This is a genomic window from Streptomyces sp. NPDC028928 (assembly GCF_055564915.1).
Genome location: NZ_JBVHVI010000008.1, coordinates 351,876 through 366,360, shown reverse-complemented (window position 1 = coordinate 366,360; position 14,485 = coordinate 351,876). Strand labels below are relative to the sequence as shown.

12 protein-coding genes are annotated in these 14,485 nt (G+C 71.0%); 6 read left to right on the top strand and 6 right to left on the bottom strand.

Annotation, left to right across the window (positions count from 1 at the left end):
• The first annotated feature begins 82 nt into the window (after positions 1-82).
• On the top strand, positions 83-1,444 hold the full coding sequence (locus tag ACZ4U1_RS21515; RefSeq protein ID WP_467905198.1) for a VWA domain-containing protein: 1,362 nt from the start codon (positions 83-85) through the stop codon (positions 1,442-1,444).
• A 106-nt stretch (positions 1,445-1,550) separates the two neighbouring features.
• Complete coding sequence (gene metG / locus ACZ4U1_RS21510; RefSeq protein ID WP_467905196.1) at positions 1,551-3,266, top strand: methionine--tRNA ligase; 1,716 nt, start codon at positions 1,551-1,553, stop codon at positions 3,264-3,266.
• A 68-nt stretch (positions 3,267-3,334) separates the two neighbouring features.
• Here the strand turns inward: metG and ACZ4U1_RS21505 are convergent, their stop codons facing one another.
• Positions 3,335-4,678, bottom strand: a complete 1,344-nt coding sequence (locus tag ACZ4U1_RS21505; RefSeq protein WP_467905195.1) for a pectate lyase family protein — start codon at positions 4,676-4,678, stop codon at positions 3,335-3,337.
• A 94-nt stretch (positions 4,679-4,772) separates the two neighbouring features.
• Here ACZ4U1_RS21505 and ACZ4U1_RS21500 point away from each other — a divergent pair, with 94 nt between their 5' ends.
• Entirely contained in the window at positions 4,773-5,465 is a 693-nt protein-coding gene (locus ACZ4U1_RS21500) for a hypothetical protein (RefSeq protein WP_467905194.1), read from the top strand.
• 23 nt (positions 5,466-5,488) lie between these two features.
• On the opposite strand, the gene ACZ4U1_RS21495 is transcribed toward ACZ4U1_RS21500, so the two are convergent.
• Both ACZ4U1_RS21495 and aspS read right to left on the bottom strand, forming a co-directional pair.
• On the bottom strand, positions 5,489-6,370 hold the full coding sequence (locus ACZ4U1_RS21495) for a dioxygenase family protein (protein WP_467905193.1): 882 nt from the start codon (positions 6,368-6,370) through the stop codon (positions 5,489-5,491).
• Positions 6,371-6,475: 105 nt separating this feature from the next.
• Complete coding sequence (gene aspS / locus ACZ4U1_RS21490) at positions 6,476-8,239, bottom strand: aspartate--tRNA ligase (protein WP_467905191.1); 1,764 nt, start codon at positions 8,237-8,239, stop codon at positions 6,476-6,478.
• Between the two features lie 173 nt (positions 8,240-8,412).
• Here aspS and ACZ4U1_RS21485 point away from each other — a divergent pair, with 173 nt between their 5' ends.
• The gene (locus ACZ4U1_RS21485) at positions 8,413-10,608 is read left to right on the top strand and encodes a SpoIIE family protein phosphatase (protein WP_467905189.1); all 2,196 of its coding nucleotides are present in this window, start codon (positions 8,413-8,415) and stop codon (positions 10,606-10,608) included.
• Here ACZ4U1_RS21485 and ACZ4U1_RS21480 read toward each other — a convergent pair.
• On the bottom strand, positions 10,515-11,624 hold the full coding sequence (locus ACZ4U1_RS21480) for an AI-2E family transporter (protein ID WP_467905187.1): 1,110 nt from the start codon (positions 11,622-11,624) through the stop codon (positions 10,515-10,517). The genes ACZ4U1_RS21485 and ACZ4U1_RS21480 overlap by 94 nt on opposite strands.
• Before the next feature lie 78 nt (positions 11,625-11,702).
• Here ACZ4U1_RS21480 and ACZ4U1_RS21475 point away from each other — a divergent pair, with 78 nt between their 5' ends.
• Together ACZ4U1_RS21475 and ACZ4U1_RS21470 are read left to right on the top strand one after the other, a co-directional pair.
• Positions 11,703-12,257, top strand: coding sequence for a GNAT family N-acetyltransferase (locus ACZ4U1_RS21475; RefSeq protein WP_467905185.1), 555 nt, complete (start codon positions 11,703-11,705; stop codon positions 12,255-12,257).
• Between the two features lie 78 nt (positions 12,258-12,335).
• Positions 12,336-12,761, top strand: coding sequence for an SRPBCC family protein (locus tag ACZ4U1_RS21470; protein ID WP_467905183.1), 426 nt, complete (start codon positions 12,336-12,338; stop codon positions 12,759-12,761).
• An 81-nt stretch (positions 12,762-12,842) separates the two neighbouring features.
• Here the strand turns inward: ACZ4U1_RS21470 and ACZ4U1_RS21465 are convergent, their stop codons facing one another.
• Both ACZ4U1_RS21465 and ACZ4U1_RS21460 read right to left on the bottom strand, forming a co-directional pair.
• Positions 12,843-13,814 carry a pirin family protein gene (locus tag ACZ4U1_RS21465; RefSeq protein ID WP_467905182.1) on the bottom strand — a complete coding sequence of 324 codons (972 nt, stop codon included), beginning with the start codon at positions 13,812-13,814 and terminating at the stop codon, positions 12,843-12,845.
• 143 nt (positions 13,815-13,957) lie between these two features.
• Positions 13,958-14,422: an SseB family protein gene (locus ACZ4U1_RS21460; protein WP_467797952.1), complete on the bottom strand. Its 465-nt coding sequence runs from the start codon at positions 14,420-14,422 to the stop codon at positions 13,958-13,960.
• Between the last annotated feature and the right edge of the window lie 63 nt (positions 14,423-14,485).

Genomic DNA, 14,485 nt, shown 5'->3' with positions numbered 1-14,485 from the left:
CCGGCAACGCGGGGCCGCTAACCTTACGTGTCCGTCCTGGCCAGCGATCGACGGTTACAACCTCATGCGAAGGGTTGCGCACATGGGCATTCTCACTCTCCTGCGGAACGCATTCGGCCGCTCACGTAAGTCCCGAGCCACCGAGCCGGAGGGTGCGACCCAGACCCCCGAGCCGCAGACCCCCACCACCTCGGTACCCGAACCCCGCCAGTCCCCCTCGGCCGAACACGAACTGGTGACAGCGGCCTTCACCAAGGTCCAGACCCCCGACCCGGCTCCCGAGAGCACGGCTCCGGCCAAGGCCGAACCGAACCCCGAGGAGGCGGAGGTCACGGCGGAGGCCACGGAGGCAGCGGCTCCGCCCCGGCCCGAGGAAACGGCGCCCGAGGCCGAGCCGACGGCCGACGAGGCACCGGCCGAGACCGAGACGGCTTCCGAGCCGGTCATGCCGGAGGCCGACGCGGCGGTGGAACCGGAGCCGGTCGGTACGGAGGCACCCGGCCCGGCTGCGGAGACGGCACCCGAGCCTGCCCCACCGGCAGAAACGGCCCCGCAGGCCGCCGACGGCGGGGACGCCCCACTGGGGCCACCCGCAGTCGACAACGAAACCCGCACGGGTGGTGCGGGTGGGAACACGGACGCCGAAGGCGAAGCCGAGGCGGTCCCGCACACTGAGGCGCCGCAGGCAACCGGTGCGGGTGGGAACACGGACGCCGAAGGCGAAGCCGAGGCGGCCCCGCACCCCGAGGCGCCGCAGGCAACCGCGGTGGGCAAGCCGCACCCCGCCCTCCCGCTCGCCAAGGTGAAGTCGCGCACCCCCGCCCTCACCACCGCCTACAAGGCCGCCACAGCCGCCCTGAAGAAGACGAACCTGACCGGCACCCGCGCCAAGGTCTACCTCGTCCTCGACCGCTCCGCGAGCATGCGCCCGTACTACAAGGACGGCTCCGCCCAGGCCCTCGCCGACCAGACCCTCGCCCTCGCCGCCCACCTCGACCCCGAGGCCACGGTCCACGTCGTCTTCTTCTCCACGGAGGTCGACGGCACCACCGACCTCACCCTCACCGCGGACCACGAGACGAAGATCGACGACGTGCACGCCGGCCTCGGCCGCATGGGCCGTACCAGCTACCACGCCGCCGTGGAGGCCGTACTCGCGCACTACGACAAGAACACCCCCGGCACCCCGGCCCTGGTCGTGTTCCAGACCGACGGCGCCCCGGACGCGAAGACCCCGGCGACCCAGGCCCTGACCGCGGCGGCAGACACCCACCCCGCGGTCTTCTTCTCCTTCGTCGCCTTCGGCGAGCACGACAACAAGGCCTTCGACTACCTCCGCAAACTGAAGACCGACACCACGTCCTTCTTCCACGCGGGCCCGACCCCCCGCGAGCTGACGGACACCGAGCTGTACCAGGGCATCCTGGCCCAGTGGCGCCCGTGATCCCGTGCCGCCCGCTTCTCACCCCGCAAAACGGGAAGCGGGCGGCATACACACGTCGGCTACGATTTCAAGGTTCGTACACATAGCGACCTGGGAGCAGCCCCCGATGGCTCGACACCTCATCACCAGCGCCCTTCCGTACATCAACGGGATCAAGCACCTGGGCAACATGGTGGGGTCCATGCTCCCGGCGGACGTGTACTCCCGGTACCTCCGCCAGCGCGGCCACGACGTCCTGTACATCTGCGCGACCGACGAGCACGGCACCCCCGCCGAGCTGGCCGCCAAGGAGCAGGGCCTCCCGGTCGCCGAGTTCTGCGCGCAGGCGCACGACGCCCAGAAGGCGGTCTACGACGGCTTCGCGCTGGCCTTCGACTACTTCGGCCGCAGCTCCAGCCCGGAGAACCGCGAGATCACGCAGCACTTCGCCCGCAAGCTGAACGAGAACGGCTTCATCGAAGAGCGCGCGATCCGCCAGGTCTACTCGCCCACCGACGGCCGCTTCCTGCCGGACCGCTATGTCGAGGGCACCTGCCCCCACTGCGGCTACGACAAGGCCCGCGGCGACCAGTGCGAGAACTGCACCCGCGTCCTGGACCCGACCGACCTGATCAACCCCCGCTCCGCGATCTCCGGCGCCACGAACCTGGAGGTCCGCGAGACCAAGCACCTCTTCCTCCTGCAGTCGAAGCTGCAGCACGAGGTCGAGGCGTGGGTCGCCCGGCACGAGGCGGACTGGCCGCAGCTGGCCTCCTCCATCGCCCGCAAGTGGCTGACCGAGGGCCTGCACGACCGGGCGATCACCCGGGACCTGGACTGGGGCGTCCCGGTCCCGGCGGACACCTGGCCGGAGCTGGCGGCCGAGGGCAAGGTCTTCTACGTCTGGTTCGACGCCCCGATCGAGTACATCGGCGCGACGAAGGAGTGGGCCGACCAGGACCCGGAGAACCGCGACTGGAAGTCGTGGTGGTACGAGGCGGACGACACCGTCCGCTACACCGAGTTCATGGCCAAGGACAACGTCCCCTTCCACACCGTCATGTTCCCGGCCACCGAGCTGGGCGTGCGCGAACCGTGGAAGAAGGTCGACTACGTCAAGGCGTTCAACTGGCTGACGTACTACGGCGGCAAGTTCTCCACCTCGCAGAAGCGGGGCGTCTTCACGGACCAGGCCCTGGACATCCTGCCCGCCGACTACTGGCGCTACTTCCTGATCGCCAACGCCCCCGAGTCGGACGACTCGTCCTTCACCTGGGAGCACTTCACCGCGACGGTGAACAAGGACCTGGCCGACACCCTCGGCAACTTCGTCAACCGCGTGCTGTCCTTCTCCCGCAAGCGCTTCGGCGACGACGTCCCGGCCGGCGGCGAGCCCGGCGAGGCGGAGGCACGGCTCGGCGAGGAGATCGCCCGCCTGCTCGCGGAGTACGAGGAGCACATGGAGGCGCTCCAGTTCCGCAAGGCCGCCGCGGCCCTGCGTGCCCTGTGGTCGGCCGGCAACTCCTACCTGGAGGAGAAGGCCCCCTGGCTGGAGATCAAGACGAACAAGGAGGGCGCGGCCCTCACCCTGCGTACGGCGATGAACCTCATCCACCTGTACGCGGTGGTCTCCGAGCCGTTCATCCCGGCGACCGCGAAGACGATGCGTGAGGCGTTCTCCCTGGCCGACGACACCGCCACCTGGGTGAGCCGCGACGAGGCGAAGGCCCTGGCGTCCGTGCCGGCCGGCACCCCGTTCACGGTCCCGCCGGTCCTGTTCGCCAAGCTGACGGACGAGGACCTGGCGACGTACAAGGAGCGCTTCGGCGGCGAGGAAGGCTGACCGGGGTCCGACCCGCGCCAGAGGGCGCCGAGTCGGATGGCTCGGCGCCCTCTCGCATACGGTCCGGGCTACTTCAGCACACCGGCGCCGGTGGTGTTCGCCAGCTCCGCCGGCAGGTTCTTCGCCGACGTCTGGAGGCCGGCGGTGAGCGTCGGCGTCCAGTTCACGGTCGTCTTGATCTTCTTGGAGCTCGCGGCGTTGTACGCGGCGACCAGGTCGGTGACCGTGCCGTTGACCAGGTTGCCGCTGCCCGCGACCGAGCCGGTGCCGTCGCCGCTGAGCAGCTTGGCGACCTTGCCGCCGGACGGCACCGTCCAGGAGTTGGCCTGGGCGACGACCTGGGCCTTGGCACGGGAGTTGATGCTGTACAGGGGCGCGTAGCCGTCGACGGTCGTCGTGTCGTACACGTTGTTGTAGATGTGGATCTGGCCGATGCGGGCCAGCGGGGCGCGCTGGACGATGCCCTTCCACACGTTGTGGTGGATCGAGACGCGCAGCTTGCCGGTGCTGTCCTTGTCGCTGCTGCCGATCAGCATGGTCTTGTCGTGGTCGGTGAACTGGTTGCGCTCGACGGTCACCAGGTCGGAGCCCTTGGTGATGTCCAGGGCCCCGTCGTGGATCTGGTACTCGCGGCCGAAGTACTTCGGGTTCACCTTGTCGAAGTGGGGTGCGTCGGTGAACGTGTTGTGGTCCGCCCAGACGTGGGTGGCGCCGCGCAGGGTGACCGAGTCGTAGTTCGAGTTCCAGTTGCCGTCGTCGCCGTCGGTCGGGTCCCACTGCGGGAAGCAGTCCTCGGTGGCGGAGAAGGTCAGGTTGCGGACGATGACGTTGTCCACGCTCTGGATCTGGAGCATGCCGCCGGTGATCCCGGCGTTGCTGCCGGGCACGCCCACGATCGTGGTGTTGGCCGGCACCTTGAAGACGACGTTCTTCGCCTGCTTCTCCTGGGCGGCGGCGCGGGCCTTCTCCAGGGAGCCGGAGGGCAGCTTGGAGCGGCCGTAGGTGGCGGGGTCGTAGGCCTTGAGGTAGGCCGACAGCGAGTAGCCGGTGCCGGAGGCGTAGTCGGCGCAGGTCAGCTTCTTGCCGCTGTCGTCGGTGTTGGCGTCGATCGTGCCCTTGACCTTGATGATCCGGGGCGTGGTGTCGGAGGCCGAGCCCAGCGCCTTCACCAGCTGGGCCCGGGTGGAGACGGTGAAGGTGTGCGCGGAGTCGGCCTTCGCGCCGCCGGTGGTCCCCGTGCCGGAGGCGGCCCAGCCGTCCTTGGCGGCGAGGGTCTGGTGGTACAGGTCGACGGGGTCGGCGTTCGCGCTCATCACGAACACCCCGACGCCGACACCCGCGGCCACGACGGCGGCGGACACGGCGAGGGTGCGCCGCTTGCGGAGGGACCGGCGGTGGGAGGGAGCTGCCACGGAGGAGTCCTTAAGGGTCTGTCGAACATGCCTTACGACTCCTCAGTGGGCGCGGCACGGGCGGAAGTTGCCGTCCGCGCGGAAAAATCTTCCCGTGGACATCCCCGAACCCCATCACCGGCTCCTCGCGGACGTCGTCCCGGCGGGCGGCCCGCACGGCCTGGTGCTGGCCGGCGGCTACGCCCTCGAAGCCCACGGACTGCTCCGCCGCCCGCACGCCAACGTCGACCTCGCCACCGAGAGCGGCGAGACCGTGGAGCACATCGCCGGTGCCGTCGCCGCGGCCCTGGAGGCGCGGGGACGGCGGGTGCGGACCGGCGCGGTGACCACGCTCACCGCGCAGCTGACGGTGACGGACCCGCCGAGCGGGGAGGAGTGCGCGCTCGCGCTGCACAAGGAGGCGTTCTGGCAGTCGCCGGAACTCACGGCGTACGGCCCGGCGCTCTCCCTGGCGGACGCCGTCGGCACGAAGATCCGGGCCCTGTACGACCGGGGTGCGGCCGTCGACCTCATCGACGCGCAGGCCTGCGCGGCCCGGTTCTCCCTGCCCGACCTGGAGGAACTGGGCCGCCGGCACGCCCACGACCCGTTCGACCTGCCCACCCTCCAGTCCCGCCTGACCGGCACCGACTTCTACGCCGACCGGGACTTCCTCCGCTACGGCCTGGACGAGGCCGCCGTCGCCGCCCTGCGCGCCTGGGCCCAGCACTGGTCCGACGACATCGCCGAACGTCTCCTGGAGGAGGGCGCCTCCCCCGACACCGAGCCGGACGAGCAGGGCGGCTGAGCGGGCAGGGCGGCTGAGCGGGCTCAGCTGCCGTCGTGCGTCTCGTCCGGGGCCACACCCAGGGTGAGACGGCCGCGGACGCCGCGCGCGATGTGCTTCCTGTCGTACGACAGGTACAGCAGGCCGCCCGCGTGGCCGTTGCCCGGGTAGATGGTGTCCTCGTCGAGCGTGGTGCGGATGACGGTGTTGGTGGAGTACGGCTCGACGTCCTCCGTCAGCAGCACCGCCTTCTCGGCGAAGAAGAGCTGCCCGGTGTGGCAGGTGCGGCCGCCCTCGTACCCGGCGTCCGTCCAGGTGCCGTCGACGTGCACCTTGACGTGGATGTGCACACAGCGGCCCTGGTACCAGCCGGGGAAGACGGTCCGGAAAGTGACGTACCCGCGCTTGTCGGTGCGCCAGGTGCCACGCAGGTAGCGGCTGTCGTCCGTGGGCTCCTGGTGACCCCCGCCCCCACCGCCGGGACCACCGGAGGGCGGCGCCCCCGTGGGCGTACCGGTCGGGGATCCCGTGGGGGCCGGGCCGCCTCCCCCGCCTCCGCCGCTGCCCGATGCCTCGTACCCGGAGTAGACGCCCACCGCGTTGCAGTGCCAGATGTCGACGGCCGCGTTCCGCAGCGGCTCGCAGGTCTCCGCGTCGATCACCCTGAGGGTGAGCGCCAGCGGGATGCCGTCCTGGTCCTCGGTGATGTCCTGCCGGATCTTGTCGGCGTCGATGTAGTAGGGGCCCTCGACGGCCTCGGAGGTCAGCGTGTAGCAGGTGTCCGCGCCGGCGTCGTCCTCCGCGGACGCGTCGACGGCCAGGGCGCCGCCCAGGCCCACGGCCACGGCGGTGGCACCGCCCGCCAGGAGCACCGTACGACGGGACAGCTCACGGTCTCCGCCTTGGGTTTCAGGGGTTTCGGTCATGGGCCGGGACCGTAGGGACGAAAGCTGTCACCGAGCCCGGAGACAGCTGTGCGCGCCGATCGTCAAGAGCGGGTCAGGACAGATCGGCGCGCACAGCGGTGCTCGCTACTTGGGCTGCGGCTTCCTGATGGTCAGGTGCAGCTCGCGCAGGCGGGACTCGTCCAGCTCGGTCGGGGCGCCCATCATCAGGTCCTGGGCGTTGCCGTTGAGCGGGAAGGCGATCGTCTCGCGGATGTTGGGCTCGTCCGCGAGGAGCATGACGATGCGGTCCACGCCCGGGGCGATGCCGCCGTGCGGCGGGGCGCCGAAGCGGAACGCGCGGAGCATGCCCGCGAACTTCTCCTCGACGGTCTCCCGGTCGTAGCCCGCGATCTCGAAGGCCTTGAGCATGATCTCCGGGTCGTGGTTCCGGATCGCGCCGGAGGACAGCTCGACGCCGTTGCAGACGATGTCGTACTGCCAGCCCAGGATGTCCAGCGGGTCCTGGGTCTGAAGGGCCTCCAGACCGCCCTGCGGCATCGAGAAGGGGTTGTGGGAGAAGTCGATCCCGCCGGTCTCCTCGTCCTTCTCGTACATCGGGAAGTCCACGATCCAGCAGAAGCGGAAGACGCCCTCCTCGAAGTGGCCGGCACGCTTGGCCGCCTCCACGCGGACCGCGCCCATGATCTTCGAGACCTCGTCGTACTCGCCCGCACCGAAGAAGACGGCGTGGCCGGGGGCCAGGGAGAGGCGCTTGGTCAGCTCCGCGACGTTCGCCTCGGTGAGGAACTTGGCGATCGGGCCGGAGAGCGAGCCGTCCTCGCCGACGCGCACCCAGGCCAGGCCCTTGGCGCCCTGCTCGACGGCGTACTCACCGAGCTGGTCGAAGAACTTGCGGGGCTGCCCGGAGACGTCCGGCACCGGCAGCGCGCGCACGTGCTTGCCCGCGAAGGCCTTGAACTCCGAGCCCTCGAAGACGTCGGTGATGTCCACCAGCTCCAGCTTGGCGCGCAGGTCCGGCTTGTCGGAGCCGTACTTCGCCATCGCCTCGCGGAACGGGATGCGCGGGAAGGGGGAGGTGACGTGGCGGCCGCCGCCGAACTCCTCGAACAGCTCGGTCATGAGCTTCTCGATCGGCTGGAAGACGTCCTCCTGCTCGACGAAGCTCATCTCGACGTCGAGCTGGTAGAACTCGCCCGGCGAGCGGTCGGCGCGGGCGTCCTCGTCGCGGAAGCAGGGCGCGATCTGGAAGTAGCGGTCGAAGCCGGAGATCATCAGCAGCTGCTTGAACTGCTGCGGGGCCTGCGGCAGGGCGTAGAACTTGCCCGGGTGCACACGGGAGGGCACCACGTAGTCGCGGGCGCCCTCGGGGGAGGTGGCGGACAGGATCGGCGTCGCCATCTCGTTGAAGCCCATCGCCGCCATCTTCTGGCGGATCGCGGAGATCACGGCCGTACGCAGCATGATGTTGCGGTGCATGCGCTCGCGGCGCAGGTCCAGGAAGCGGTACTCCAGGCGCCGCTCCTCGTTGACCCCGTCCTCGGTGTTGATGGTGAAGGGCAGGGGCTGGGCCGCACCGAGCAGCTCGACCTCGGCCACCTCGACCTCGACCTCGCCGGTGGGCAGGTCGGGGTTCACGTTCTCGGTGCCACGGGAAACGACCTGGCCGTCGACGCGGACCGTGGACTCCTTGGAGAGCTTGTCCAGGGCCTCGTACGCGGGGGTGCCGGGGCGGGCGACCAGCTGCGTGATGCCGTAGTGGTCGCGCAGATCGATGAAGAGGATGCCGCCCAGGTCGCGCCGATTGTGCAGCCAGCCACTCAGCCGGACGTCGGTGCCGACGTCAGAGGCGCGGAGCTGGCCGCAGGTGTGGGACCTGTACCGATGCATCGTCGTTCATCGTCCTTCGCGAGTTGGCGTCTGCCGGGTTTGCCGGCCCGGCGAGATCGGGCACGGGGCCCGGACCCATCAAGGGTACCGGGCACCCCAAGCTCGGCTCCCCACCATTACCGCTCGCCCGCCTACGGTGGCAGTCACCGGTCACATCTTCCTAAAGTGGGGCAATGCGCACCGGCGAGCCCCTTCCGTCCGTCGAGGACGTCCTCGCCGCCCTCGCGACCGGGCTCTGGCACTGGGACACGGCCACCGGGCTGGTCACCGTCGACGCGGAGGCGGCGCGGCTGCTCGGCCTGCCCGCGCAGCCGGCCACCCTGACCGAGGCCCAGACCCGCGCCCGGTTCCACCCGGTCGACTGGAACGAGATCACCGGCGTGGTGCGGCTGGCGGTCACCGAGGGCACCCTCGCCGAGGTACGCATCCGGATCATGAACGGCGACGGCGACATCCTGCGGGTGGTCCGCAGCCGGTCGAAGCCGTCCTACGACCCCGAACGGCAGGCGTACGAACTGATCGGCACGCTCCAGGAGGTGACCGAGCCGACCCCGGGCACGGCGGCCGCCCGGAGCGCGGTCACCGGGGACTGGCGGCGCTCCCGGGAGGCGTTCCTGCTGGACGCCGGCCGGGCGCTGGCGGAGGCCCGGTCCACGGCCGAGGTGCTGCGGGTGGCGGGGGGCCTGTCGATGCCGGGGTTCTCCCCGGACGGGCTCGTGGTGTTCGGCGTCCAGGGCGACCGGCTGACCATCATCGGCCAGCACGGGCACCAGCCCGCCGACATGAACCCGTTCTCCGACATGCCGCTGGACACCGACTACCCGGCCGCCGAGGTCGCCCGCACCGGACGGGCCGTGTACCTGTCCTCGCCGCAGGAGTACAAGGAGCGCTACCCGGTGACCTGGCCGCTGGCCCGGGTCTTCGGGCGCCGCTCGTGGGCCTTCCTGCCGCTGACGGTCGCCGGACGCACCATGGGCGCCTGGATGGCCGCCTTCACCTACCCGGTGGCCTTCACCCCGGACGAGCGCGCGGTGCTGACCACGGTCGCCCGGATGCTCGCCCAGGCGCTGTCGCGGGCCGGTGCCGCCGAGTCCGAGCGGGAGCTGACGGAGGGCCTGCAGCGGTCCATGCTGCCGTCGCTGGGCCCGGAGATCCCGGGGATGCGGGTGGCCGCCCGGTACATCCCGACCGGCGGCGGCCTCCAGGTCGGCGGCGACTGGTACGACCTGATCCCACTGCCCTCGGGACGGTTCGCGCTGGTCATCGGGGACGTCCAGGGCCATGACGTGCGCGCGGCCGGCCTCATGGGCCAGCTGCGGATCGCACTGCGCGCCTACGCCGCCGAGGGGCACCGCCCGGACGCCGTCCTCTCCCGCGCCTCCCGCTTCCTGCACGGCGTCACACAGGCCACCGCCGACGACCCGCAGGCCGACCTCCGCTTCGCGACCTGCCTGTACGTGGAGGCCGACCCGCCCACCGGCCGGCTGGAGATCGCCCGCGCCGGGCATCCGCACCCGGTGATCCGGATGGCGGACGGCACGGTGATGATGCGGCCGACGGTGGGCGGGCTGCCGCTGGGCATCGACCCGGACGCCGACTACCCGACGACCCGGTTCACCCTGGAACCCGGCGAGACGCTGATGCTGTGCACCGACGGCCTGATCGAGACCGGCGGGCACGACATGGAGAGCGGCTGGCGCAGACTCCGCCAGACCCTGGAGGACCACCGGGGCGACCTGGAGTCGCTGGCGGACACGCTGGTGCAGGCCGTGCACGGGCCCTCCTCGCACCACACCACCGGCCCGCTGGCCGACCGCCGCGAGGACGACATCGCGCTGCTGCTGCTGTGCCGGCCGGGGGAGGGCTGCGGCTGCGGCGACACCGTCGCGGTACGGCCACGGGTGCGGCGCACGCTGCTGTCGGTGGCGCAGGACGAGCCGGACCGGATCGCCGAGGCCCGCCAGCACCTGCGCGAGCTGCTGCACGACTGGGCATCCGCCGAGCAGCTGGACTCGGCGGTGCTGCTGGTCTCCGAGATGGTCACCAACGTGCTGGTGCACACGGACGCCGACGCGCTGCTGCTCGCCGAGGTCATCGGCGAGGGGGCGGGGCGGCGGCTGCGGGTGGAGGTCTTCGACAGCGGCGACGACCTGCCGCACCGGCGCCGCCCCGGCGAGCTGGCCTCCTCCGGCCGGGGACTGATGCTGATCGAACTCCTCGCGGACGCGTGGGGGGTGGACCCGCGGGGCGAGGGCAAGAGCATCTGGTTCGAGCTCTACGAGCCCGGGGGCTCGGCGGCCGACGTGCCGGAGGGGCCGGAGGATGCGGTGGGGCCGGAGGGCGCGGTGGGGCCGGAGGGGCCGGTGTAACGCTCCCTCAGCTCGTGTACGACCCCGAAGGCCGCCGCGGTCAGCGGGACCGCGAGGAGCATGCCGAGGATGCCCGCGACGGAGGCGCCCGCGGTGATCGCCAGCATCACCACGGCAGGATGCATCTGCACGGTCCGGCTCTGGATCACCGGCTGCAGCACATGCCCCTCCAGCACCTGCACCGCGAGCACCACGCCGAGCGCCCACAGCGCGATCACGAAACCCCGGTCGGCGAGCGCGACCAGCACGGCCACCGCGCCGGAGATGAACGCGCCGAGATAGGGGATGTAGGCGCCGACGAAGACGAGCGCGCCGAGCCCGACCGCGCCGGGCACCCGGAGGACCAGCAGACCGACGGTGATGCACAGCGCGTCGATCAGGGCGATGAAGGTCGTCCCGCGCATGAACCCCTCCACCGCGGCGAAGGCCCGCCGGGCGATGGCCTCCACGGTGTCGGCGGTGCCGCCGGGCGCGACCGAGCGCAGGGCGCCCACGGCCCGGTGGGAGTCGCGCAGGAAGAAGAAGACGAGCAGCAGCGCGAGCACGGCCATGGCGATGGACTCGGCGACGACGCTGACCCCGCTGATGACGTTGGACGCGGCCGTCGCGCCGAACTTGCGCAGCAGCTCGCGCGCGTTGGCGGCCAGGTCGTCGAGGCTGGTCCCGGCGGCCCCGAAGTGCCGCGACAGACCCTTGGCCGCGTCCCGCAGGGAGGAGACGATCTGGTCGCCGGTGTCGATGAGCGCGGCGACGATGATGTACACGGCACCGCCGACCACGGCGAGGACGGCGACACAGGTGAGCCCCGCCGCCACCGACGCCTGCACCCCCGCCCGCACCATCCGCCGGTACAACGGCCCGAGCAGCGCGGTCCCGAGCAGGGCGAGCAGCACCGGCGTGACGGCCGTACGCAGCTCCCCGCACAGCCGCACCCCCACCCAGCCCACGCCCGCACCGAGCAGCAGCACGACACACCACGCGGCGAACCGACGTACGGGAACGGGAAGAAACTGCACGCCACCAGCGCATCACGCCCGCCCCCGACTGTCCTGCGGCGCGGGTCCGGGCGGGTGAGAAGGCCTACGGTCGGGTTCATGAAGAGGACCACAGCCGTCGTCTACCGGCACGCCCGGCCCGAGGACGACGAGGCGATCGCGGCGCTGGACGGGTCGTTCACGACGGACGAGGTGTTCGAAGTGACGGTGACGGAAGGGGGTTTCGGCATCCGCCCGACCCCGGTGGACCCGCCCCTGCACAAGGCCTTCCCCGACGATGACGACACGGAGGACGGCACCGGTGGGGCCCCGGAGCCGACCAGGACGGTCGTCGCCGTCGCCGGGGACGGGCTGTGCGGGTTCGTGACGGCCGCCTTCGAGCCGTGGAACGCGCGCCTGACCGTCCGTGACATCGAGGTCGCACCGGCGTGGCGCGGCCAGGGAGTGGGGCGGGCCCTCATGGATCACGCCGTCGACTTCGCCCGGGAGTGCGGGGCGGTGCATGTGTGGCTGGAAGTCAGCAACGTCAACGCCCCCGCCATCCGCGCCTACCTCCGGATGGGCTTCGCCTTCTGCGGGTTGGACGCCTCGCTCTACGACGGCACCGAGTCGGCCGGTGAACAGGCGCTCTTCATGGTCCGGCCGGTGCACTGATTTGCGGGGTGACCGGCCTGCGGCGCACGCTGGAATGACCTGATGGTCCGGTCACCGGGCCAGGAGGCGAGGTTCACGATGAGCAGGCTTGAAGAGCACATCGACATCGACGCCCCCGCGCAGAAGGTCTGGGACCTGCTGCATGACGTCGAGTCCTATCCGACATTCATCGACGGCGTCCAGCGTGCCCAGGGCCGCGGTGGCAACCGCGCCCATCTCGATGTCCGGACCGGCAGCGGGCAACGGGAGTTCGACGCCGTCCTCGACGACCGCAAGGGCGACCAGGTCATCAGCTGGCAGACGGAGGGCAGCCCGGAACTGAAGGGCACCCTGTCGGTACGGTCGCTGGACCAGGACCACAGCCAGGTACAGGTCCGGCTGGAGTACGAGCCGGGGGCCGTCCAGAGCGCCTTCGGCGGCCCGAAGGGGATGGCGCAGGTCCACCGCATCGAAAACACGGTCCGGGGCGACCTCCAGCAGTTCAAGAGCCTGGTCGAGGGCTGACGGCACGCGCGAGGCCCTGCCCGGGTGGGGCAGGGCCTCGCCCACGGAGAGCCGTGGCGGTCGTAGGCCCGGTCGTACGGCTTACAGCCCGCCCTCGGTCATCCCGTGCACGGCCGGGATCGTGCCGAGGCGGCCCTTCTGGAAGTCCTCGAAGGCCTGCATCAGCTCGTCCTTGGTGTTCATGACGAACGGCCCGTAGTGGACCATCGGCTCCCGGATCGGCTGCCCGCCGAGGAGGACGACCTCCAGGTCCGGGGTGTGCGCGTCCTGCCTCTCGTCCGCGCGGACGGTCAGCGAACCGCCGGCGCCGAAGACCGCCGTCTGGCCCAGGTGGATCGGGCGGCGCTCCGCCCCCACGCTGCCGCGGCCCGCGAGGACGTACGCCAGACCGTTGAAGTCCTCCCGCCACGGCAGGGTGATCTCCGCGCCCGGCGCGAGGGTCGCGTGGATCATCGTGATCGGCGTGTGGGTGATGCCCGGACCCTGGTGGCCGTCCAGCTCACCGGCGATGACCCGCAGCAGCGCGCCGCCGTCGGGGGAGGTGAGCAGCTGGACGTTGCCGCCGCGGATGTCCTGGTAGCGCGGGGCCATCATCTTGTCCCTGGCCGGGAGGTTCACCCACAGCTGGAGCCCGTGGAAGAGACCGCCGGACACGACGAGGGACTCCGGCGGGGCCTCGATGTGCAGCAGACCGGAACCGGCCGTCATCCACTGGGTGTCGCCGTTGGTGATGGTCCCGCCACCGCCGTTGCTGTCCTGGTGGTCGAAGACGCCGTCGATGATGTAGGTGACGGTCTCGAAGCCGCGGTGGGGGTGCCAGGGGGTGCCCTTGGGCTCGCCCGGCGCGTACTCCACCTCGCCCATCTGGTCCATCATGATGAACGGGTCGAGATGGCGGTAGTTGATCCCCGCGAACGCCCGGCGCACCGGGAAGCCCTCACCCTCGAAACCGCTCGGAGCGGTCGTGACGGCGAGCACGGGACGTGCCACGGCATCGGCGGGAGCGGTCACACGGGGCAGCGTCAACGGGTTCTCGACAGTCACTGCAGGCATGGTGGGTACCTCCTTGGTACGCCCACTTTAGTTGAGCATTGAACTTCCTGTCACCCGGAACAGAGAAAGCCCGGAGGGCATTCCCTCCGGGCTCCGGTTGCGCGAGGCGCGCGGCTCGGCCGCCGTCCGCGCGGCCATCGCGCCTAGCCGTACATGCGCCGCATCGCGAAGTCGACCATCTGCTCGACCGCCTTCGCGTCGAACACCATCCGGTGCTCGCCCTCCATGTCCAGGACGAAGCCGTAGCCGGTCGGCAGCAGGTCGATCACCTCGGCGCCGGTGATGACGAAGTACTTGGACTCCTTGCCCGCGTACCGGCGCAGCTCCTTCAGCGAGGTGAACATCGGGATCACCGGCTGCTGGGTGTTGTGCAGGGCGAGGAAGCCGGGGGTGTCGCCGCGCGGGCAGTACACCTTCGACGTGGCGAAGATCTGCTGGAAGTCCTCGGCGGACATCTGCCCGGTGGTGAAGGCACGCACCGCGTCCGCGAGCGAGGGCGGGGACGGCTCGGGGTACAGCGGCGGCTGCTGCCCGTATCCGCCGGCCATCGGCTGCTGCGGCGGGGCGTACTGCTGCTGGGCACCCACGTTCTGGTCGTAGCCGTACATGGGCGTAAGGGTACTGAGAACCGGGCGAGGGGTGGGTCACAGATCCCCGGATCGGGGTTGCTT